Origin of the sequence: Stenotrophomonas sp. SMYL89 (assembly GCF_036319985.1) — a bacterium.
Lineage (GTDB): Bacteria > Pseudomonadota > Gammaproteobacteria > Xanthomonadales > Xanthomonadaceae > Stenotrophomonas > Stenotrophomonas maltophilia_Q.
In genome coordinates, this window is sequence record NZ_JAWIRW010000028.1 from 19,947 (window position 1) to 40,241 (window position 20,295).

Genomic DNA, 20,295 nt, shown 5'->3' on the forward strand with positions numbered 1-20,295 from the left:
CTCAGGCTGGGCGGATGCCCAGCTGCGGCATCAACTGGAAATCAGGCGTGTCATCCTCGCGCCGCCGCGGCAAGGCCTGGACCGTCGCCAGCATCTCCTGCGCGCAGGTGCGGATGCGCGCGTGGTGTTCCGGTGACGCATGGCTGATCAGGCTGCCGACATGGAACTCGAACACGTCTTCCAGTACGTCGGGCTGGTCCTCGTGCAGCATCTGCAGCAGACCGCGCAGCTTGCAGATTTCCGATTCCAGCTCCTGGACCGCGAACAACATGGCATCCTCCTCTTCAACATCAGGCGGCACGTCCGGGCCGCAACAGGCCACAACGGCAGCGCCGCCCGGGCCACGCGCGATGTTGATCACGGAAAGGAAAACGGGCGACGCGCAGTCGCGTGCAACCTACTTCTCGCATATCTGCGGTGAGGCAACCGTTAATTCACGTGACGGCACGCCTCACGCACTTGCGGTGCTCGTGCGGATGCGAGGCGTCGCCACCATGGCCATTGCCTCGATGAAGTCAGGATCCAGCGCGAGCGAACCGAACCAGCCCTGCTGTGTGCCACTGAGCACGCGCAGCATGTGGCCACGGCCTCCGGGCAGGCGCCCCATCGGGCCCAGCAGCACATCGCGCGCCTTCGCCCAGGCATCGCGGTCTGACTGGAACAGCGGCGTCAGCCAACGGCTCCAACGCTGGTACACCGCAACGTGCGCCCTGCGTTGCGCTTGGTACACCTGCAACGCTTCGGCACCACCGCCATGCGTGCGAACGGCATCGCGCAATGCCAACGCATCGAGCAGCGCCATGTTCACGCCCTGCCCCAGCTGCGGGCTCATCGCGTGCGCGGCATCACCTGCCAGCACCATGCGGCCCTGGTGCCAGCGCGTCATCACTGCATCGCGATAGACCGCACGTGCCAGCTGGCCGGCATCGCGCAGGTGGGCAAAGCGCGCACTGGCCTGCGGCCACAGTGCATGCAGCTCATCCAGCCAAGGCGTCATGCCATCGGCCTGCCAGCGCTCGAAGTCGGCACGTGGCAAGCTCCAGAAGAAGCTCAGGCGCGGCGTGTCATCGCCCGGGCGCGTACCGACCGGCAGCAGGCCGATCATCTTGCGCGCGGCCACGTAGCGCTGCCGCAGCTCCTGCACATGTGGCCAGTCTTCGGCCGGCAACAGGCACCACAGCGCCCCCCAGGGGTACACGCGATCCAGTCCGGCACCACCGGCGATCGTGCCGCGCAGCGTAGAAGCGGCGCCATCGGCGGCCACCACCAGATCGAACGGGCCGTGCGCGCGCCCTTCACTGTCGCGCAGGCGCCCGTGCACAGCATCCACCTCGGTGATGGCGGTACCGGCATGCAGCAGGCCAAGCCCACCACGGGCATCATCCAGCAGCGAGAACAGCGCCCCACGCTGCATGCCGAATCCGTGCAGGCGCGCATCCAGGCCGCCGTAGCGCATGTCCATCACCGCGCGCTCGCACGGCGTGTCGCCATACAGGCGGTGCACCGGCGCGGCATGCGCGCGTACCGCATCCAGCAGCCCCATCTGCCACAGCACCTGCAGGCCGCTGGGCTGCAGCAGGAAGCCGGCGCCCACCGGCCCCGGCGCGGGCACGCGTTCGAAGATCTCCACCTCGTGGCCATCACGGGTGAGCAGGATGGCCACTGCCTGTCCAGCGGTGCCGTAGCCGATCACGGCGATACGCAGTCGTTCCGTCATGGCTGCATTGTGCCCGAGGCGGGTGGAATCGCGAACGGGCCGCGGGCATGCCACGCAAAAAAAACCCCGCCGGAGCGGGGTTTTCAACGCACTGTCGAGTGGATCACTCGGCCGGCGTGATGTTCGAAGCCTGGGCACCCTTCGGGCCCTGGGTCACGTCATAGGTGACACGCTGGCCTTCCTGCAGGCTGCGGAAGCCCTTGGAGTTGATGGCGGAGAAGTGCGCGAACACGTCGGCGCTGCCATCCTCCGGCGAGATGAAGCCAAATCCCTTGGCGTCGTTGAACCACTTGACGGTACCGTTCGGCATGGTGATGCGAGACCTTATGCAATGAATGGGTGGTGTACGCTGAACCCGCGCACAAGCTGAGTATGCAAAGCTTGCTCGGGGAAGACAATCACCCCCGCGCCAATTCGCCCACCAGTTCCGGAAGTCCGTTGCTGGCCGCCTGCACGTTGGCCAGCACTTCGGCCATCGTAATCTCCTCGCCATCACCGCAACCGGCGGCCCAGTTGGCGATGATCGCCAGGCAGGCGTAATCCAGGCCCAGCTCCCGTGCCAGCGCGGCTTCGGGCATGCCGGTCATGCCCACCAGGTCGCAGCCGTCACGACGCATGCGGGCGATTTCAGCGATGGTTTCCAGGCGCGGGCCCTGGGTTGCGCCGTAGCAGCCACCGTCGTGGACCGTGACACCGGTCACTTTGGCTGCGGCCAGGATCTTGCTGCGCAGCATCGGCGTGTAGGGGTGGCCGAAATCGACGTGGACCACGTCGGTGCCTTCTTCTTCACAGATGGTGCTGATGCGGCCCCAGGTGTAGTCGATGATCTGGTCCGGGCAGGCCAGCACGCGCGGACCAAAGTGCTCGGTGATGCCGCCGACCGTGTTCAACGCCAGCACGCGCTGCGCGCCCAGCTGCTGCAGCGCGGCCAGGTTGGCGCGGTAGTTGATCTTGTGCGGCGGCAGCGAGTGACCTTCACCATGCCGCGCCAGGAACGCGACGCGATGGCCCAGCAGCGTGCCCACGCGTACCGGGCCGGACGGGCGGCCGAAGCGCGTATCAACCTCGTGGGTCTGCACGTCGTCGAGCTTGGCCAGGTTGTAGACACCGGTACCGCCGATCACGGCCAGGGCGATCTGTTGCATTCGAAGCACTCCATGAAAAGACGAACGCCGGCACCCGAGGATGCCGGCGGTGGAAAGGACGCGCCGCGGGCGGCTGCGCCGTTATTCCTTCATTGCGTAGATGGCCGGTACGCAGCGCAGGGTTTCGTTGACGTCCATGCCGAAGCCGAACACGTAGCGGTCCGGCAGTTCGATGCCGGCATAGTCGGCGGTCACGTCCGGCAGCGCGCGGTCGTGCTTCTTCACCGTCATCGCGGCGATGCGCACGTCGGTTGCGCCCTGCTCCAGGCACCAGGTGCGCACGCCCTGCAGGGTGTAGCCCTCGTCCAGGATGTCGTCGACCAGCAGCACGCGGCGACCGAACAGCGAGGTGGCCGGCTTGTGCTTCCAGACCAGGTCGCCGCCGGTGGTTTCGCCACGGTAGCGGGTGGCGTGCAGGTAATCGAACTGCACGTCCTGCCCGCGTGCGCCCAGTTCCAGCGCCAGCTGGCCGGCGAACGGCAGCGCACCGTGCATGATCGACAGGAACAGCGGCACCTCGCCCTTGTAATCGCGCGCGATGGCGTCGGCGATGCCGGCGATGGCCTTGTCGATGGTGGGACGGTCGACCAGCAGGTCAGCCTGGGCCAGGGCCTGGGAAATGGTGAGGTTGGGCATCAGACGGTTCTTCCAAGGGTTTCAAGCAGACGGGTTTGGGTGTCGCCATGGCGGGCATCGGCCAGCAGGCCATCCCAGCCAAGCGCGCCGCGGCCGACCAGGCCCAGCAGCGCAGCGGTATTGAGGGAGCGCCCCTGCACCGCGTGCAGGGCTTCATCAACCAGCTCCGGGTGGCAGACCAGCACCACGTCGCAACCGGCGTCCAGATGGGCGTGCACGCGCGCCGGTACGCCGCCGGCACTGTGCGAGGCGGCCATGCCGATGTCGTCGGAGAACACCACGCCACGGAAGCCGAGCTCGCCGCGCAGGATGTCCTGGATCCAGCGCGGCGAGTAACCGGCCGGTTCCGGCGCCACCTGCGGGTAGATCACGTGTGCCATCATCACCGCGTCGGCACCGGCGGCGATGCCGGCCTGGAACGGCACCAGGTCCTGCGCGCGCAGCTCGTCCAGTGCGCGCGGGTCGATCGCGGTATCGACGTGGGTGTCTTCCAGCACGGTGCCGTGGCCGGGGAAATGCTTGAGCGTGGCGGCCATGCCGACCGAATGCATGCCATGCACGTAGGCGGCGGTGAACGCGGCCACCACCTGCGGGTCTTCACTGAAGGCGCGGTTGCCGATGGCACGGTTGCCACGGCCAAGGTCGACCACCGGCGCGAAGCTCAGGTCCACGCCGCTGGCACGCACTTCGCTGGCCATCAGCCAGGCGTGCCGTTCGGCCGATGCCAAGGCCTGCTGCGGGTCGGTGGCATACAGCGCACCAATGTCCTGCAGTGGCGGCAGATCGCTGTAGCCCTCACGGAAGCGCTGTACGCGGCCACCTTCCTGGTCCACGCAGATCAGCTGCGGGCGCGGCGCGTCGGCGCGGATGGCCGCGCTCAGATCGGTCACCTGCTGGCGCGAGGCGAAGTTGCGCTTGAACAGCACGACCCCGGCCACGGCATCGTGCTGCAGCCAGTCACGTTCCTGGGCGGTCAGTTCGGTGCCGGCAACGCCGATCAGCAGCATGGTCGATCTCCACAACGCGCGCCCGCATGGCGCAGTGCCGCATTGTCGCAGAACCGGCCGACAGGCGCAGTGGTCAGAAAAAGGGGAGTGTGGGGTCAGAGCCCCTGCGGGGATCCGACCCCGGGGCCGGATCCCCGCAGGGGCCCTGACCCCGATCTGCTCAGACCTTGCAGCCGTCCGGGCCGCAGGCCTCGTCGTCGCCAGCCGGGGTGGCCGGGGCGCCTTGTTCGGCGGCAATCTGGCGCAGGGCGTTGGCGAACGCCTCCGGTGGCTGCGCGCCGGAAATGGCCCATTTTCCATCGATGACGAAGGTCGGCACCGAGGAAATGCCCAGCGCATGGGCCTGCGCCAGCGCGGCTTCGACCTCGGCCAGACCGCGATCGGAGGCCAGCATCTGCGCGACTTCACCCGCATTGAGACCGCCAGCGACGCCGGCCTTGATCAGCACCTGCGGGTCGGCCAGGTTCTGGCCCTGCTCGAAGTGGGCGCGGAACAGCGCCTCGCCCACTGCGTCCTGCACGTCGTGCTGCCCGGCCAGCCACAGCACCCGGTGCGCCGGCAGCGTGGTCACCCGCACCTGGCCCTGGCTGAAGTCCATCGGCAGGCCTTCGGCGCGCGCGGTGGTCTGGGTCTGGCTGAGGATCTGCTCGGTACGTTCAGCGCCGCCGAACTTGCGCACGTAGGCCTCGCGCAGCGGTACCGGTGTGGCGTCCGCGTCCGGATCCAGCTGGAACGGCTGCCAATGGACGTCGAGCTCAGGCGCGTCGGCGCCCAGCAACTGTACGCCCTGCTGGAAACGATGCTTGCCGATCCAGCACCAGGGACAGACCACATCGGAGTAGATGTCGATTCTCATACCACCGACATGGGGCCCGCTCCCGCCGAAAAAAGGGGACGGAGGGGATTAAGTCGCTTTCCGCACAGGCGGGGTAAAGACGACTTAACCCCCTCCGTCCCCTTTTCAGGGTTCACCACTGTGAATAGGGGTGGCTGGCGAGCGCGACATTGTAGTAGCGGGCTTCGTCGGTCACTTCCGCGCCCACCCAGTCCGGCAGGTCGATGACCTGGTCAGCGCTGTCCAGCTCGACCTCGGCCACCACCAGGCCGGCGTTGTCGCCCAGGAACTCATCCACTTCCCAGGTCAGGCCGGCGTGTTCGACCAGATACCGGCGCTTGTCGATCAGGCCGCCGACACACAGCGCGAGCAATGCACGCGCATCGTCCACCGGGATCGGGTAGTCGAACTCCTGGCGGGTGTGGCCGATGGTGCGCGACTTCAGGTTCAGCGCGGCGTGATCGCCTTCGATGCGCACCCGCACCGATGCGTTCTGGGTGCCGCGATCGAGCGCGCCCATGTCGTTGATGTAGCCCTGCGCCATCGGGATCACCCGGTGCGCGGCGGTGCGCCAGCCGTCACTGCTGACCAGGAATTTGCGTTCGATTTCGATGCCCATCGCGCCATTATGCGCGATGGGCATGACAGCCGGTCAGCGCTTCTCGAACACCGCGATGCTTTCCACATGTGCGGTGTGCGGGAACATGTCCATGGCGCCGGCACTGACCAGGGTGAAGCCCTGCTCGTTGACCAGATAGCCGGCATCGCGCGCCAGCGAGCCCGGATGGCAGCTGACATAGACGATGCGCTTGAACTGCTTCAGCGGCAGCTGCTGCAGCACTTCGATCGCGCCCGAGCGCGGCGGGTCCAGCAGCAGCTTGTCGAAGCCCTGGCGCATCCACGCGGTGCTGCGCTGGTCCTGGGTCAGGTCGGCACTGAAGAACTGCGCGTTGGCCAGGCCATTGCGCTCGGCGTTCTCACGTGCACGCGCGACCAGGCCGGCATCGCCTTCCACGCCGACCACTTCGCGCACGCGGCGGGCCAGCGGCAGGGTGAAGTTGCCCAGGCCGCAGAACAGGTCCAGCACGCGCTCGTCCTCACCTGGTTCCAGCAGGTCCAGGGCGTGGGCGATCATCTTCTCGTTGAGCTTGGCGTTGACCTGGATGAAGTCCAGCGGGCGGAACGCCAGTTCCACATCCCACGGCGCCAGCCGGAACGACAGCGGCACGCCCTGCCCGTCCAGCGGCTGCACGGTGTCCACGCCGCCGGACTGCAGGTAGATCACGAAACCATGCTGCTGGCCAAAGGCAGCCCAGGCGGCGCGGTCGGCCTCGCTGAGCGGCTGCAGGTGGCGCACGGTCAGCACCACGGCCTGATCGCCGGCGATGAACTCGATCTGCGGGATGTCACGCTTGCCATCGAGCGACTCGATGAAGGTGGACAGCGCCTCGACCTTGGTGCCGATCTCGGGGATCACGGTCAGGCACTGGCTGAGGTCGGCGACGAAGCGCGGATCCTGTTCACGGAAGCCGACCAGGGTCTTGTCCTTCTTTTCGACCCGGCGCACCGAGAACCGGCCTTTGCGACGGTAGCCCCAGCTGTCACCCACCAGCGGCGGCAGCACGGCGCCCGGCTTCACATGACCGATGCGTTCCAGGTTGTCCATCAGCACGCGCTGCTTGGCGACGATCTGCTGGTCTTCGTCCAGATGCTGCAGCACGCAGCCGGCGCAGGTACCGAAGTGCGGGCACTTCGGGGTCACGCGCTGCGGCGAGGCCTGCAGCACCTCCACGGTGCGTGCCTCGTCGAAATGGCGGCTGCGGGCGGTCTGTTCGGCCATCACCACCTCCCCCGGCAGGGCGCCGCTGACGAAGGTGACCTTGCCACCCTCGCCTTCACGGCGGGCGACGCCGCGACCATCATGGCTGAGGTCGAGGATCTCGGTCTGGAACGGGGTACGGTCGATGCGGGAGCGGGATCGGGCCACGTGGCAACAGGCTGCGGGCAAAAATGGGGGCACATTGTCGCAGATCCTGACTGGCAGGGTCCGGACCCGCTTGCGCCCGCCGCCGCCGTGCTTGATGATTGCAGCAGCTGACATGGAGGCAGCCCTGATGCAGATGACCCCGCGGGCCAGCCGGCCCCGCTTCCTGCTTGTCGAGGACGACATCATCAGCCGCGGTTTTTTCAAAGCGGCGTTGGAAACGTTACCGGCGGACGTGGACACCGCAGATTCATTGGCCAGTGCGCTGGCCAGCGCCGAGCCCGGCGCGCATGACCTGTGGCTGATCGACGTCAACCTGCCTGACGGCAACGGCGCGCAACTGCTGCGTGAACTGCGCCGTTCGCACCCCGATACTCCAGCTTTGGCGCATACCGCCGACGGCGATACCTCCATCCATGCACGCCTGCGTGAAGCCGGCTTCAGCGACACGCTGGTCAAGCCGTTGGGCCGCGACCAGCTGCTGAAGGCGGTGCGGCGCGCGCTGGTGAACAGCCCGGCGGGGATCTTCGTTGCTCAGGCCCCGGCAGCGGTCGAGCTGCAGGTGCAGGACTGGGACGAGACTGCGGCACTGGCTGCGCTCAATGGCGAGCGCAAGCACCTGATCGCACTGCGTGAGCTGTTCCTGGCCGAGTTGCCGGGCGTGCGCGACGCGGTCGAGCAGGCCGTGGACCAGCACGACGAGCGCCAGCTGCGCAGCCAGCTGCACCGGTTGCAGGCCAGTTGTGGCTTCGTCGGCGCGGCACGGCTGGGCCGCGCGGTGCGGCAGCTGCATCATGCGCCGGAGTCCGGGCAGGCCCAGGACGGGTTCCGCGCCGCGGTGGCAGCGCTCCTGCATTGAGGGTTGGTCGGCAGGGCTGCGCCCTGCACCTGCAGAGGCTTCAAGCCAGAGCAACACCAAAGGCCAGAGCCAGAGCGGCTCTGGCCTTCTGCTTGTTGGGCGGGCCGGTGTGGGTGGGCAGGACACGCCGTAAACCCATCCCTGGGGGCTCGATGGCGCCATCCATGGCGCCAACGGGGCGGGCCCCCCCCCCCCCCCCCCCCCCCCCGCCCCACCCCCGACAGATTTCCGGTGACGGCTGGTAGATCCACGCCATGCGTGGATGAATTTCTGTCAGATGTCGAAATCAATCTGGGGTCAGATCCGTTTTCCGAGGGAAAACGGATCCGACCCCGTGCCATTCCGACAACTCGCGGAGAACTGTCGAAGGCGGGGTGGGTCCGGTTGAGGGGGCGTGAGCCGCATGGATGCGGCGACCGAGCTTACATGGACGTACTTGCAGCGTCCCCCTCAACCGGACCCACCCCGCCTACCCACGGATAGCCAGCTTTTGCTGTTGCTTCGGCTTCGGCTTCGGTTTCGGCAGGTGCAGGGCTGCAAGCCCTGCCGAACACCCCCTACCGCCGGGGAGCCAGCTGCTCCAGCAGTTCCCAGGACTTCAGGCCCTTGGCCCCCAGATGATGGGCCAGCACCCGCCGCATCGGCAGGCGCAGGCTGGCCAGGTCGGCCGCATCGGGCTCCTCGTCGGCCGCCAACGCCAGCAATGCCGAGCCGGTGGCGGCGGCGCGGCGCTCGCCGCCGCGCTCGCTGAGCAGTCGTTGCGGCCCTTCCTGCGGGTCCAGTTCGTAACGTGCCGCCGGGTCGATCGGCTGGCCGTCGCTCGAACTGTCCAGTTCGAAGCCCAGGCCCAGTGCGGCCAGCAGTTCGCGCTCGAAGCGACGCAGGGTCCAGGCCAGGCCGGCACCCACCGCCAACCGCGCGCGCGCTTCGCCATAGGCCAGATACAACTCAGGCAACGGGTCCTGGCGAGGGGCCAAGCGCAGGGTCAGTTCACTCAGGTAGAAGCCGGCCAGCATCGCCTGGCCGACCAGCCGCGGTGCGGCATCCAGCGCCTCGGCGCCACGCAGCTGGGCCAGTTCACCGCGCTGCTGGGCACTGAAACGGATCCACTGCAGCGGCTGCAGGGCGGCACGCAGCACCTGCCCCTTCGCGGTTGAAACACCACGCGCGAGCAGGCCGATGCGGCCATGCTGCGCGCTCAACAGCTCAACCAGCAGGCTGGTCTCGCGGTAGGCCCGTGCATGCAGCACGAAGCCGGTGTCGTCCTCGATCATCATCGAAGCGACCGCAATGACTTACTCGTAACCGAAGGCCTTCAGCGCGGCCTCGTCATCGGACCAGCCTTCGCGCACGCGCACCCAGGTCTCAAGGAACACCTTGGCCCCGAACAGACGCTCCATCTGCAGGCGGGACTTGGCACCGATCTCCTTGAGGCGGGCGCCGCCCTTGCCGATTACGATCGCCTTCTGGCCTTCGCGCTCGACCCAGATCACCGCACCGATGCGCAACAGGTTGCCGTCCTCGGTGAAGCGTTCGATCTCAACGGTGGTGGCGTACGGCAGCTCTTCGCCGAGCTGGCGCATCAGCTGCTCACGTACCAGTTCGCCGGCCAGGAAACGCTGGCTGCGGTCGGTGATCTCGTCCTCGCCAAACATCGGCGGCGCTTCCGGCAGCAGCTTCAGTACGTCGCGCACCAGTGCTTCCAGGCCGTTGCGCTTCTGCGCCGAGATCGGATGCACGGCAGCGAAATCACGGCCCTCGGTCACCTGCTGCAGGAACGGCAGCAGCGCGCCTTTTTCCTTCAGACGGTCGATCTTGTTGACCACCAGCACCACCGGAATGCCGGCATCGCGCAGCACATTGAAGGCCAAGCTGTCTTCTTCATCCCAGCGACCGGCCTCGATCACCAGCAGGCCGGCATCGACACCCTCCAGCGAGCCGCGCGCGGCACGGTTCATCACCCGGTTCATCGCCCGCTTCTGCACCTTGTGCAGGCCGGGGGTGTCGACCAGCACGAGCTGGCCTTCCGGATAGGTGGCGATACCCAGCAGGCGATGGCGCGTGGTCTGCGGGCGGTTGGAAACGATGCTGACCTTGGCGCCGACCAGGGCATTGGTCAAGGTCGACTTGCCCACGTTCGGGCGGCCGATGACGGCCACGCTGCCGCAATGATGGGGAGTTTGTTCGCTCACTTGGAATCCAGTTGTTCTAGGACGGCCGCAGCCGCCTGTTGTTCGGCAAGCCGCCGCGAGGCGCCTTCGCCCTCGGTGCTGGCGGCCGGGTCGGCTACGTTGCAGCGTACCCGGAAGTGCTTGGCGTGGTCGTCACCGGATTCTGACACCAGTTCATACTGCGGCAACGCCTTTTGTCGGGCCTGCAGCCATTCCTGCAGGCGGGTCTTGGGGTCCTTCTCGGGGCGGCCGGAGGCCGGCAGCGCCTCGATCGAAGCGCTGAACCAGGGCAGTACCACCGCCCGGCAGGCCTCGAAGCCGGCATCCAGGTAGATCGCAGCCACCACGGCTTCCACCGCGTCGGCCAGGATCGAGTCGCGGCGATGGCCGCCGGACTTCATTTCGCCCGGGCCCAGGGTCAGCCGCTCGCCCAGCTGCAGGGTGCGCGCGATCACCGCCAGCGCGCCTTCACGCACCAGCTCGGCACGGGCACGGGTCATCGCCCCTTCGTCGGCCTTGGGCCAGCGTCGGTACAGCGCCTCGGCCGCCATCATGTTGACGATGCTGTCACCGAGGAACTCCAGACGCTCGTTGTGCGGCGCACCGGCACTGCGATGGGTCAGCGCCTGCTTGAGCAGGGCCGGATCGCCGAAGGGATGACCGATGAGGTCGCCGCGTTGGATGAATTTACTGGGCACCGCTTCGTGTCAGGTCCTGGGAAGAATCGAATTTGCCAACCACATCGAGGTTGCCGATCAGCTGGCGACGCACTTCGTAGTTGACCTTGAGGGTCCAGCCATTGTCGCGACGGTCGAACTTCACGTTGGCCGGCTTCACATTGTCCGAGTAGTTGATGTACAGGCGCTTGAAGAACAGGTCCTGGATGCGCGACGGCTCCATGCTGCCCACGCCCGGCTCGTTGGCCAGGCTCTTCATCGCCGAGCGCACGGCGTAGTACTCCTGGTACATCGGGAACAGCTTCATGCCGATGTAGAGGAAGAAACCCACCACGATCAGGACCGTCAGGAACGAGGTCAGGGTCATGCCACGCTGCGTGTTCATCGTCTTCATTGCGTTCTCCCCAGATACGCGCTGGATGTGAAGGTACTCGGTTGATGCCCGGTCAGTTGATGCTCGAGCCGATCCGCGACGGCTCGAAGCCATCCTTGCAGAACCAGCCCTGGCAGTTCAGCCAGATCAGGAAGGCCTTGCCGCGCAGGTTCTCTTCCGGCAACAGGCCCCAGAAACGGCCGTCGTCACTGTTGTCGCGGTTGTCGCCCATCACCAGGTACTTGCCGGCCGGCACGGTCCACTGGCCCTGGCCACGCGGGTAGTCGGTCTCCAGCACCGTGTGGGTGCGGCCCGGCAGGTGCTCGACCAGGAGGTTGGCGCCTTCGCCCTGGCCCTTGTGGCCGGCGTAGATGCCCTTGTTGTCGTACTTCAGCGGCTCGCCATTGAGGGTCACGCCGTCGCCTTCGAAGACCACGGTGTCACCCGGCACGCCGATCACGCGCTTGATGAAGTTCTCGCCCTTGGCCGGGTCGTTGTCGCTGTGGCCGGGGAAGTGGAACACCACCACGTCGCCACGCGAAGGCTCGCCGAACGGCACGATCTTGGTGTTGCTGATCGGGAGGCGCAGGCCGTAAGAGAACTTGTTGACCAGGATGAAATCGCCGATCAGCAGGTTCGGCATCATCGAGCTGGACGGGATCTTGTACGGTTCGGCAATGAAGCTGCGCACGATCAGCACGATCGCCAGCACCGGGAAGAACGCACGCGAGTAATCCACCAGCACCGGCTCGGAGTCGAGCAGGCCGGCGCGCTGGGCGCGACGCTTGGCGAGGTACAGCTTGTCCGCAAGCAGGATCAGGCCCGAGGCCAGGGTCAGCACGACCAGGAGGATCTCAAACAGTTTCATTCAGGGTCCTTTGCAACGTCACCGGACGACCGGCCCCGCAGGGCCGGTGCGGGATTACTTGTTGTCCATCTGCAGCACGGCCAAAAACGCTTCCTGCGGGATCTCCACACGACCGACCTGCTTCATGCGCTTCTTGCCTTCCTTCTGCTTTTCCAGAAGCTTCTTCTTGCGCGAAACGTCGCCACCATAGCACTTGGCCAGCACGTTCTTGCGCATGGCCTTGACCGTGGTACGGGCGATGATCTGCGAGCCGACGGCGGCCTGGATGGCGACGTCGAACATCTGGCGCGGGATCAGGTCCTTCATCTTCTCGCACAGCTCGCGGCCACGGCGGTCGGCATGGCTGCGGTGCACGATCAGCGACAGCGCATCGACCTTGTCGCCGTTGATCAACACATCCACGCGCACGAACGGGCCGGCGTCGAAGCGCACGAAGTGGTAGTCCAGCGAGGCATAGCCACGGCTGACCGACTTCAGCTTGTCAAAGAAGTCCAGCACCACCTCGGCCATCGGCAGCTCATAGCTGATCTGCACCTGGCTGCCCAGGTAGTTGATGCCGATCTGGCTGCCGCGCTTTTCTTCGCACAGCTTGATGATGTTGCCGATGTACTCCTCGGGGGTGAGCACGTTGGCACGGATGATCGGCTCGCGGATCTCCTCGACCTGGTTCACCGGCGGCAGCTTGGCCGGGTTGTCCATGTTGATGATCGAGCCATCGGTCTTCAGGACTTCATACACCACCGTCGGCGCGGTGCTGATCAGGTCCAGGTTGTATTCGCGCTCCAGGCGCTCCTGCACGATTTCCATGTGCAGCATGCCCAGGAAGCCGCAGCGGAAGCCGAAGCCCATCGCCTCGGAACTTTCCGGCTCGAAGCGCAGCGCGGCATCGTTCAGGCGCAGCTTGTCCAGCGCTTCGCGAAGGTCCGGGTAGTCCTCGGCGTCGACCGGGAACAGGCCGGCGAACACGCGCGGCTGCATTTCCTGGAAGCCGGGCAGCGGCTTCGGTGCGGGGTCGCCGGCCAGGGTCAGGGTGTCGCCGACCGGCGCACCGTGCACGTCCTTGATGCTGGCGGTGACCCAACCCACTTCACCGGCACGCAGCGCCGGCAGCACTTTCCGCTTCGGCGTGAACACGCCGACGTTGTCGACCTGGTGGTTGCGGCCGGTGGACATCACCTGCAGCTTGTCACCGGCCTTGATCTCGCCCTGCATCACGCGCACCAGCGAGACTACGCCCAGGTAGTTGTCGAACCACGAGTCGATGATCAGCGCCTGCAGCTTCTCGGTGTCGCGCGGCGTCGGCGGCGGGATGCGATGCACGATCGCTTCCAGCACGTCCTGCACGTTCAGGCCGGTCTTGGCGCTGACCGGCACGGCATCGGAGGCGTCGATGCCGATCACGGCCTCGATCTCGGCCTTGGCACGCTCGATGTCGGCGGTCGGCAGGTCGATCTTGTTGATCACCGGCACCACTTCCAGGCCCTGCTCCACCGCGGTGTAGCAGTTGGCCACCGACTGCGCTTCCACGCCCTGGGCCGCATCGACCACCAGCAGCGCGCCTTCGCAGGCGGCCAGCGAACGGCTGACTTCATAGGAGAAGTCGACGTGGCCGGGGGTGTCGATGAAGTTCAGGTGGTAGGTCTGCCCGTCCTTGGCCAGGTACGGCAGCGACACCGACTGCGCCTTGATCGTGATGCCACGCTCGCGTTCGATCGGGTTGGAGTCGAGCACCTGCGCTTCCATCTCGCGGGCCTGCAGGCCACCACAAAGCTGGATGATGCGGTCGGCCAGCGTGGACTTGCCGTGGTCGACATGGGCGATGATGGAGAAGTTGCGGATGTTCCGCATCGAATCAGAAGACATAGGTGGCGGCGGCGCGCGGCGTCGTCAGGGTAACGGTCGATTATCGCATGCCCGGCGCCCCGCCGCGAAAGCGGTCTCATCGGGGCGGGCCCGGAACGGCCGAAGCCCCGCCAGGGCGGGGCTTCGGGGGACGAACAAGGGCCGCGTGGGCGGCCCCGGGCGAGCCTTACTGGCCGGCCTTCACCGCCACGAAGGCGCTGTTGCCGTTGCCTGTGCGCACCAGCAGCATCACCACATCGTCCTTCTTGTAGCTGGACAGCGCCCGGTTCAGGGCCTCCATGCTGCCAACCGGGGTGCGGCCGACCTGCAGGATCACCATGCCCGGAGACAGGCCGGCATCACGCGCTGCCTGGCCCTTGACCCCGGTGATGCGCACGCCTTCGTTGCCATCCAGGCCGAGCTGCTTGCGCTGCGGCGCGGTCAGGTCGCTCACGTCCAGACCCAGCAGGGCATTGGCGCCGGCCTGCGGTGCCGCATCGGGCTTGGCGGCAGCGGCCGCACGAACATTGCCCTGCCCGTCTTCGTTCAGCGCCGTAAGGGTGGCGCTGAGATCGCGCTGCTTGCCGTCGCGGATCACGCCCAGGGTGACCCGGCTGCCCGGCGCCATCGCGCCGATCAGCGGCGGCAGGTCGGACCAGCTGTTGACCGGACTGCCATTGACCGAACGCACCACGTCGCCGATCTGCACACCGGCCTTCTCCGCGGCACTGCCCGGCACGATCTGGTTGACCAGCGCACCACGGCTGTCCGGCAGGCCCAGGCCCTGCGCCTTCAGCGCATCGATCGGTTCGACCACCGCGCCGAGCTGGCCGCGGGTGACCTTGCCACTCTTCTTGATCTGCTCGACCGCGCTCATCGCCAGGTCGATCGGGATCGCGAAGCTGATGCCCATGTAGCCGCCGGAGGCGGAGAAGATCTGCGAATTGATGCCGACCACCTCACCGCGGGTGTTCAGCAACGGACCACCGGAATTGCCCTGGTTGATCGCCACGTCGGTCTGGATGAAAGGCACGTAGCGCTGGTCGGCACCGCCGGTGCTGCGGCCCAGTGCGCTGACGATGCCGGCGGTGACGGAATGGTCGAGGCCGAACGGCGAGCCGATCGCGACAACCCACTGACCCGGCTTCAGCGTGTTGGAATCGCCCACGCGCACGGTCGGCAGGTTCTTGCCATCGATCTTCAGCAGCGCCACGTCGTACTGCTGGTCGCTGCCCACCACCTTGGCGTTGAACTCACGGCTATCGCCCAGCTTGACCTTCACGTCACTGGCATCGGCCACCACGTGGTAGTTGGTCAGCACGTAGCCATCGGGCGAAATGATGAAGCCCGAGCCCATGCCACGGCCCTTGATGCTGGGGCCGCCGTCCTGCCCACCTGGTCCCTGCCCCGGCATCGGGAAGTCCGGGCCAAAGAAGCGGCGGAAGAACTCCGGCATGTCGTCGTCACCGCCCATCGGGCCCCGCGAAGCCTGACGGTTGTTGCGGACGATGGTCGTGTCGACGTTGACCACACCCGGCCCGACCTGTTCAACAAGGTTGGTGAAATCGGGCAGGCCGCTGACCAGCGGCTGCGCCGGTACCCTCGGCGCGGCGGCCGGCGCAGCCTGGGTCGGGGCGGCCGGAGCCGGGGCCTGCGCGCAGGCCATCAGCGGCAGGGTCAGGGCCAGCAGGCCCATGGCCTGCGTGCGGAGTCGGGGAGTCATCGGACGGCAACCTCCGGATCGGATGGAAAGAGGAATACGGGCCCCGCCGATGGCGGGGCGTGAAGGCGCCCGGCTCAGTCGCGCGGGCGCGGCGGCACCGGCAGGTCGTCCTGCAGGCGCGGCTCGAACGGGTAGAACGCGGCGCCACCGGTATGGGCCGGGAAACTGGCATTGAGCGCGCCGCCGGCGGCAGGCGCCAGGCTGGAACGCGGCCACGGCCGGGCCTGCAGCCCACTGACCTCACCAAACGGCATGTCGCGGCCGGCACTGGCCGGTACGGTCGGGATCAGCGGCGCCTGCGCAGCAGCCACCGCGCGCTGTGGCACGTCCTCGCGCTGGGCGGCACGCGCGGCCTGCTGGCTGCGGGTGGCACTGGCGCGGCGGCTGTCCTGGCGGCGACTGGCAGCGGCCATCGCCAGGGCGGGAGCCGCCGCCACGGCCATCGCCGCAGTGTCTGCAGAGGCCTCGGTCATCGGGGCAGGATCGGTCGGTGCGGCCGGAAGCTCTGCCTGGCTGGCGATCACCTGCGGTGCCAGCGGCTCGCCCGGGGTGGCTTCCTTCAGCTTCTCACCGCCCATGAACAGCGCCACCGCCGCCACCGAAGCGGCCAGTGCGGCACCACCGCCCCAAGCCCGCCAGCCACTGCGACGCACTTGACGGCGCGGCTCGGCCTGCGGCGAAGGCTCGGCGGCGATGGCGGCAGCCACGGCGGCACTGAACCCGGCAGGCGCCAGTGCCGACGCCTGCCCGCGCATCACATCGCCCAGCAGCTGCCAGCGCTCCTGGCAGCCGGCCAGTTCGGGGTCATGCTCCATCCGGCGCAGCAGGAAGCGCGCTTCATCAGCGCCCAGCTCGCCATCGACCAGGGCCGACAGCTGCTCGCGATGGCGCTGGTCCAGGCGCTGCCCGGCGGGCGATTGATGGTTCTGCGATTCGTTGAACGGATTACTGGTCATACGCGGCTCTTCTCACGGGTGGCGCTGCCGATGTCCAACAGCGGCCGGAGTTCGGTGTCGATCGCCTCGCGCGCCCGGAAGATCCGTGAACGCACGGTGCCGATCGGGCACCCCATTTTCTGCGCGATTTCCTCGTAGCTCAGGCCTTCCACCTCGCGCAGGGTGATCGCCGACCGGAGCTCTTCCGGCAGCGCGTTGACGGCCTTCATCACCGTCTGTTCCAGCTCCTGGCGCATCAACTCGCGTTCGGGCGTGTCGGTGTCGCGCAGGCGCGTACCGCTGTCGAACTGTTCGGCATCGCCGATGTCGATGTCATCGGTCGGTGGCCGTCGATTGTGTGAAGCCAGGTAGTTTTTGGCGGTATTCACGGCGATTCGATGCAACCAGGTTGAGAACTGGGCATCGCCACGGAAACTTCCGATCGCGCGGTAGGCACGGATGAAAGTGTCCTGGGCGACGTCCTGACATTCGCTCCAGTCGGCGATGTAGCGACCGACCAGGGCCACCACGCGATGCTGGTACTTGCGCACCAGGACATCGAACGCGGCGCTCTCGCCGTGCTGCACGCGCCGGACCAGCTCCAGGTCCAGCTCCTGAGGTGTATCAACATCGGCCATGAGGGGCCGCACTCCTGTCAGCCCAACCGACGTCGGGCAATGAGACTGCCAATCCCGGGAAAAGTTCAGTCGCCGATCACCTGGCGCCGCACCAGCTTTTAACCACCGTTCCGTTAGCGTCCCGGTCCACGGCCATGGATCCGGGGTCGCCACTCCCCTGCTATTGGGATTTGACGCGGGGGAAACAACCTCTGGATCATAGCCGCTTCTCCATACACAACCGGATGGAACGTCCATGCTCTCAGGCTTCGATGGTCTCCGCTTCAGCCACTGGCACCCCGAGATCCGCGACGACGGCGTGGTGGTTCTCTCCCTGGATCGTCAGGACAGCAGCGTCAATGCGATGTCGCAGGACGTGCTGCTGGAACTGGGGGACCTGCTGGAACGCATCGCACTGGACCCACCCAAGGGCGTGGTGATCCAGTCGTTGAAGAAGGCCGGGTTCATTGCCGGCGCGGATCTGAAGGAGTTCCAGGAATTCGATCGTCGCGGCACCGTCAACGATGCCATCCGCCGCGGCCAGGCCACCTACCAGAAGTTGGCCGAGCTGCCCTGCCCGACCGTGGCGGCCATCCACGGCCACTGCCTGGGCGGCGGCACCGAGCTGGCACTGGCCTGCCGCTACCGCGTGGCTTCCAATGACAGCAGCACCCGCATCGGGCTGCCGGAAACCCAGCTCGGCATCTTCCCCGGCTGGGGCGGAAGCGCGCGCCTGCCGCAGCTGGTGGGCGCCCCGGCGGCGATGGACATGATGCTGACCGGCCGCACCCTGTCGGCCTCGGCCGCGCGTGGCATCGGCCTGGTCGACAAGGTGGTGGCACCGGCAGTGATGCTCGATACCGCCGTGGCGCTGGCCCTGTCCGGCACCACCCGCCCGTTCAAGCAGCGCGCCACGGCGTGGGCGACCAACACCTGGCTGGCCCGCACCCTGCTGGCGCCGCAGATGGTCAAGCAGGTCGCGCGCAAGGCGAAGAAGGACCAGTATCCGGCGCCGTATGCGCTGATCAGCACCTGGCAGCGCAGCGGCGGCAAGCCGATCCAGGCCCGCCTGGACGCCGAACGCCGTGCGGTGGTGAAGTTGGCCAGCACGCCGACCGCGCGCAACCTGATCCGCATTTTCTTCCTGACCGAGCGCCTGAAGGGTCTGGGCGGCGGTGATTCCGGCATCCGCCATGTGCACGTGGTCGGCGCCGGCGTGATGGGTGGCGACATCGCCGCATGGGCCGCTTACAAGGGCTTCGAGGTGACGCTGCAGGACCGCGAGCAGCGCTTCATCGAACCTGCCATGGAACGCGCGCAGGCGCTGTTCGCCAAGAAGGTGCGCGACGAGAGCAAGCGCCCCGCCGTGGCCGCACGCCTGCGTGCCGACCTGGAAGGCAACGGGGTGGCCGAAGCCGACCTGGTGATCGAAGCGATCATCGAGAATCCGGAAGCCAAGCGCGCGCTGTACCAGACGCTGGAACCGAAGATGAAGCTGGACGCGCTGCTGACCACCAACACCTCGTCGATCCCGCTGGTGGAGCTGCGCGACCACATCCAGCGCCCGGCGCAGTTCGCCGGCCTGCACTACTTCAACCCGGTGGCGCAGATGCCGCTGGTGGAGATCATCCATCACGACGGCATGGCGCCGGAGACCGAGCGACGCCTCGCCGCGTTCTGCAAGGCGCTGGGCAAGTTTCCGGTACCGGTGGCCGGCAGCCCGGGCTTCCTGGTCAACCGCGTGCTGTTCCCGTACATGCTGGAAGCAGCCACCGCGTACGCCGAAGGCATTCCAGGCCCGGTGATCGACAAGGCCGCCGTGAAGTTCGGCATGCCGATGGGCCCGATCGAACTGATCGACACCGTGGGCCTGGACGTGGCGGCGGGCGTGGGCCGTGAACTGGCGCCGTTCCTCGGCCTGCAGATTCCGGCGGCCTTGCAGACGGTGGAGCCGGACAAGCGTGGCAAGAAGGATGGCCAGGGCATCTACACCTGGGAAAACGGCAAGCCGAAGAAGCCGGACGTGGCCAGCGATTACCAGGCCCCGGCCGATCTGGAAGACCGCCTGATCCTGCCGCTGTTGAACGAAGCCGTGGCGTGCCTGCACGAAGGCGTGGTGGCCGATGCGGACCTGCTGGATGCGGGCGTGATCTTCGGTACCGGCTTTGCACCGTTCCGTGGCGGTCCGATCCAGCACATCCGTGCGGTGGGTGCCGATGCGATCGTCGAGCGGTTGAAGGCGCTGCAGCAGCGCCACGGTGACCGTTTCGCCCCGCGCCCGGGCTGGGACAACCCCGCCCTGCGCGAACCGGTGGTGTAAGGGGTTTTATCGGCCGGGCCTGCGGCCCGGCACCCGCAGAGGCAGCCGCCGAAGCAAAAGCCAGAGCCAGAGCCAGAGCCGGAGCAACAGCCGGCTCTGGCTTTTCTGTTTGTTGGGCGGGGGGGGGGGGGGGGGGGGGGGGGGGGGGGGGGGGGGGCGGGCGGGGGGGGGGGGGGGGGGGGGGGGGGGGGCGCGCCCCCCCCCCCCCCCCCCCCCCCGCCCCGGCCCCCCCCCCCCCCCCCCCCCCCCCCCCCCCCCCCCCCCCCCCCCCCCCCCCCCCCGCCCCTGACAGCTTCCCGGTGACGGTCGGTGAACCGCGAATCTGGTTGATGGCTACTGCGAACTGGTGGGTGGCTACCTTGGTTGCCACCAGGAGCGAAGCGACCGGCGTTTGATTTTGATTTTCTTTTTTCTTCTCCGTGGCTGGACGCACACGGAAACTGTCAGAGGCCGGGGGGGGGGGGGGGGGGGGGGGGGGGGGGGGGGGGGGGGGGGGGGGGGGGCGGCGGGGCGCCGCGCGGGGGGGGGGGGGGGGCCCTGGTCCCCTGCCCCGCGGCGCCCCCCCCCGCCCCCCCCCCCCCCGCCC

20 protein-coding genes are annotated in these 20,295 nt (G+C 67.5%); 2 read left to right on the forward strand and 18 right to left on the reverse strand.

Annotation, left to right across the window (positions count from 1 at the left end):
• Nucleotide 1: 1 nt before the first annotated feature.
• The 9 genes from V3B41_RS19670 to rlmD form a co-directional block, all read right to left on the reverse strand.
• A complete protein-coding gene (locus V3B41_RS19670) occupies nt 2-271 on the reverse strand; it encodes a hypothetical protein (RefSeq protein ID WP_049430539.1) in 270 nt (89 codons plus the stop codon).
• A gap of 180 nt (nt 272-451) precedes the next feature.
• Nucleotides 452-1,717 (reverse strand): NAD(P)/FAD-dependent oxidoreductase, encoded by a 1,266-nt coding sequence (locus V3B41_RS19675; protein WP_329861807.1) that lies wholly within the window; start codon nt 1,715-1,717, stop codon nt 452-454.
• A 103-nt stretch (nt 1,718-1,820) separates the two neighbouring features.
• Complete coding sequence (locus tag V3B41_RS19680; RefSeq protein ID WP_005410590.1) at nt 1,821-2,027, reverse strand: cold-shock protein; 207 nt, start codon at nt 2,025-2,027, stop codon at nt 1,821-1,823.
• Nucleotides 2,028-2,115: 88 nt separating this feature from the next.
• A complete protein-coding gene (locus tag V3B41_RS19685) occupies nt 2,116-2,862 on the reverse strand; it encodes an S-methyl-5'-thioinosine phosphorylase (RefSeq protein ID WP_049430529.1) in 747 nt (248 codons plus the stop codon).
• 81 nt (nt 2,863-2,943) lie between these two features.
• Complete coding sequence (locus V3B41_RS19690) at nt 2,944-3,498, reverse strand: hypoxanthine-guanine phosphoribosyltransferase (protein WP_005410592.1); 555 nt, start codon at nt 3,496-3,498, stop codon at nt 2,944-2,946.
• Complete coding sequence (nagZ, locus tag V3B41_RS19695) at nt 3,498-4,505, reverse strand: beta-N-acetylhexosaminidase (protein ID WP_197633568.1); 1,008 nt, start codon at nt 4,503-4,505, stop codon at nt 3,498-3,500. Before nagZ ends, V3B41_RS19690 begins: the two co-directional genes overlap by 1 nt.
• A 160-nt stretch (nt 4,506-4,665) precedes the next feature.
• A complete protein-coding gene (locus tag V3B41_RS19700) occupies nt 4,666-5,361 on the reverse strand; it encodes a DsbA family protein (RefSeq protein WP_197633802.1) in 696 nt (231 codons plus the stop codon).
• Nucleotides 5,362-5,473: 112 nt separating this feature from the next.
• The gene (locus V3B41_RS19705) at nt 5,474-5,959 is read right to left on the reverse strand and encodes a CYTH domain-containing protein (RefSeq protein WP_049430540.1); all 486 of its coding nucleotides are present in this window, start codon (nt 5,957-5,959) and stop codon (nt 5,474-5,476) included.
• Nucleotides 5,960-5,992: 33 nt separating this feature from the next.
• A complete protein-coding gene (gene rlmD, locus V3B41_RS19710) occupies nt 5,993-7,327 on the reverse strand; it encodes a 23S rRNA (uracil(1939)-C(5))-methyltransferase RlmD (protein ID WP_049430536.1) in 1,335 nt (444 codons plus the stop codon).
• A gap of 127 nt (nt 7,328-7,454) precedes the next feature.
• Between rlmD and V3B41_RS19715 the strand changes: the two genes are divergently transcribed.
• Nucleotides 7,455-8,183, forward strand: a complete 729-nt coding sequence (locus V3B41_RS19715) for a response regulator (protein ID WP_049430541.1) — start codon at nt 7,455-7,457, stop codon at nt 8,181-8,183.
• Nucleotides 8,184-8,740: 557 nt separating this feature from the next.
• On the opposite strand, the gene recO is transcribed toward V3B41_RS19715, so the two are convergent.
• From recO to rpoE, 9 genes are all read right to left on the reverse strand, one after another.
• On the reverse strand, nt 8,741-9,460 hold the full coding sequence (gene recO / locus V3B41_RS19720; protein ID WP_049429921.1) for a DNA repair protein RecO: 720 nt from the start codon (nt 9,458-9,460) through the stop codon (nt 8,741-8,743).
• A gap of 18 nt (nt 9,461-9,478) precedes the next feature.
• Nucleotides 9,479-10,375, reverse strand: a complete 897-nt coding sequence (gene era, locus V3B41_RS19725; RefSeq protein WP_005410599.1) for a GTPase Era — start codon at nt 10,373-10,375, stop codon at nt 9,479-9,481.
• The gene (rnc, locus tag V3B41_RS19730) at nt 10,372-11,052 is read right to left on the reverse strand and encodes a ribonuclease III (RefSeq protein WP_049429923.1); all 681 of its coding nucleotides are present in this window, start codon (nt 11,050-11,052) and stop codon (nt 10,372-10,374) included. Before rnc ends, era begins: the two co-directional genes overlap by 4 nt.
• Nucleotides 11,042-11,425, reverse strand: coding sequence for a DUF4845 domain-containing protein (locus tag V3B41_RS19735; RefSeq protein WP_005410601.1), 384 nt, complete (start codon nt 11,423-11,425; stop codon nt 11,042-11,044). The genes rnc and V3B41_RS19735 overlap by 11 nt, the downstream gene beginning before the upstream one ends.
• A gap of 52 nt (nt 11,426-11,477) precedes the next feature.
• Nucleotides 11,478-12,272, reverse strand: a complete 795-nt coding sequence (lepB, locus tag V3B41_RS19740; protein WP_049429924.1) for a signal peptidase I — start codon at nt 12,270-12,272, stop codon at nt 11,478-11,480.
• Nucleotides 12,273-12,326: 54 nt separating this feature from the next.
• The gene (lepA, locus tag V3B41_RS19745; RefSeq protein WP_005410603.1) at nt 12,327-14,120 is read right to left on the reverse strand and encodes a translation elongation factor 4; all 1,794 of its coding nucleotides are present in this window, start codon (nt 14,118-14,120) and stop codon (nt 12,327-12,329) included.
• A 181-nt stretch (nt 14,121-14,301) separates the two neighbouring features.
• The gene (locus V3B41_RS19750; protein ID WP_049429925.1) at nt 14,302-15,837 is read right to left on the reverse strand and encodes a DegQ family serine endoprotease; all 1,536 of its coding nucleotides are present in this window, start codon (nt 15,835-15,837) and stop codon (nt 14,302-14,304) included.
• A gap of 74 nt (nt 15,838-15,911) precedes the next feature.
• Nucleotides 15,912-16,793 (reverse strand): sigma-E factor negative regulatory protein, encoded by an 882-nt coding sequence (locus V3B41_RS19755; protein WP_049429926.1) that lies wholly within the window; start codon nt 16,791-16,793, stop codon nt 15,912-15,914.
• Entirely contained in the window at nt 16,790-17,410 is a 621-nt protein-coding gene (rpoE, locus tag V3B41_RS19760) for an RNA polymerase sigma factor RpoE (protein WP_005410606.1), read from the reverse strand. The genes V3B41_RS19755 and rpoE overlap by 4 nt, the downstream gene beginning before the upstream one ends.
• A gap of 235 nt (nt 17,411-17,645) precedes the next feature.
• On the opposite strand from rpoE, the gene V3B41_RS19765 reads away from it, so the two are divergent.
• Entirely contained in the window at nt 17,646-19,709 is a 2,064-nt protein-coding gene (locus tag V3B41_RS19765; protein ID WP_329861808.1) for a 3-hydroxyacyl-CoA dehydrogenase NAD-binding domain-containing protein, read from the forward strand.
• The last annotated feature ends 586 nt before the right edge of the window (nt 19,710-20,295 follow it).

Excerpts from the sequence above, each read along its gene's own strand:
- V3B41_RS19670 (WP_049430539.1), bottom strand. The coding sequence starts at position 271 with ATGTTGTTCGCGGTCCAGGAGCTGGAATCGGAAATCTGCAAGCTGCGC.
- V3B41_RS19675 (WP_329861807.1), bottom strand. The coding sequence starts at position 1,717 with ATGACGGAACGACTGCGTATCGCCGTGATCGGCTACGGCACCGCTGGA.
- V3B41_RS19680 (WP_005410590.1), bottom strand. The coding sequence starts at position 2,027 with ATGCCGAACGGTACCGTCAAGTGGTTCAACGACGCCAAGGGATTTGGC.
- V3B41_RS19685 (WP_049430529.1), bottom strand. The coding sequence starts at position 2,862 with ATGCAACAGATCGCCCTGGCCGTGATCGGCGGTACCGGTGTCTACAAC.
- V3B41_RS19690 (WP_005410592.1), bottom strand. The coding sequence starts at position 3,498 with ATGCCCAACCTCACCATTTCCCAGGCCCTGGCCCAGGCTGACCTGCTG.
- nagZ (WP_197633568.1), bottom strand. The coding sequence starts at position 4,505 with ATGCTGCTGATCGGCGTTGCCGGCACCGAACTGACCGCCCAGGAACGT.
- V3B41_RS19700 (WP_197633802.1), bottom strand. The coding sequence starts at position 5,361 with ATGAGAATCGACATCTACTCCGATGTGGTCTGTCCCTGGTGCTGGATC.
- V3B41_RS19705 (WP_049430540.1), bottom strand. The coding sequence starts at position 5,959 with ATGGGCATCGAAATCGAACGCAAATTCCTGGTCAGCAGTGACGGCTGG.
- V3B41_RS19715 (WP_049430541.1), top strand. The coding sequence starts at position 7,455 with ATGCAGATGACCCCGCGGGCCAGCCGGCCCCGCTTCCTGCTTGTCGAG.
- recO (WP_049429921.1), bottom strand. The coding sequence starts at position 9,460 with ATGATGATCGAGGACGACACCGGCTTCGTGCTGCATGCACGGGCCTAC.
- V3B41_RS19735 (WP_005410601.1), bottom strand. The coding sequence starts at position 11,425 with ATGAAGACGATGAACACGCAGCGTGGCATGACCCTGACCTCGTTCCTG.
- lepB (WP_049429924.1), bottom strand. The coding sequence starts at position 12,272 with ATGAAACTGTTTGAGATCCTCCTGGTCGTGCTGACCCTGGCCTCGGGC.
- lepA (WP_005410603.1), bottom strand. The coding sequence starts at position 14,120 with ATGCGGAACATCCGCAACTTCTCCATCATCGCCCATGTCGACCACGGC.
- V3B41_RS19750 (WP_049429925.1), bottom strand. The coding sequence starts at position 15,837 with ATGACTCCCCGACTCCGCACGCAGGCCATGGGCCTGCTGGCCCTGACC.
- V3B41_RS19755 (WP_049429926.1), bottom strand. The coding sequence starts at position 16,793 with ATGACCAGTAATCCGTTCAACGAATCGCAGAACCATCAATCGCCCGCC.
- rpoE (WP_005410606.1), bottom strand. The coding sequence starts at position 17,410 with ATGGCCGATGTTGATACACCTCAGGAGCTGGACCTGGAGCTGGTCCGG.
- V3B41_RS19765 (WP_329861808.1), top strand. The coding sequence starts at position 17,646 with ATGCTCTCAGGCTTCGATGGTCTCCGCTTCAGCCACTGGCACCCCGAG.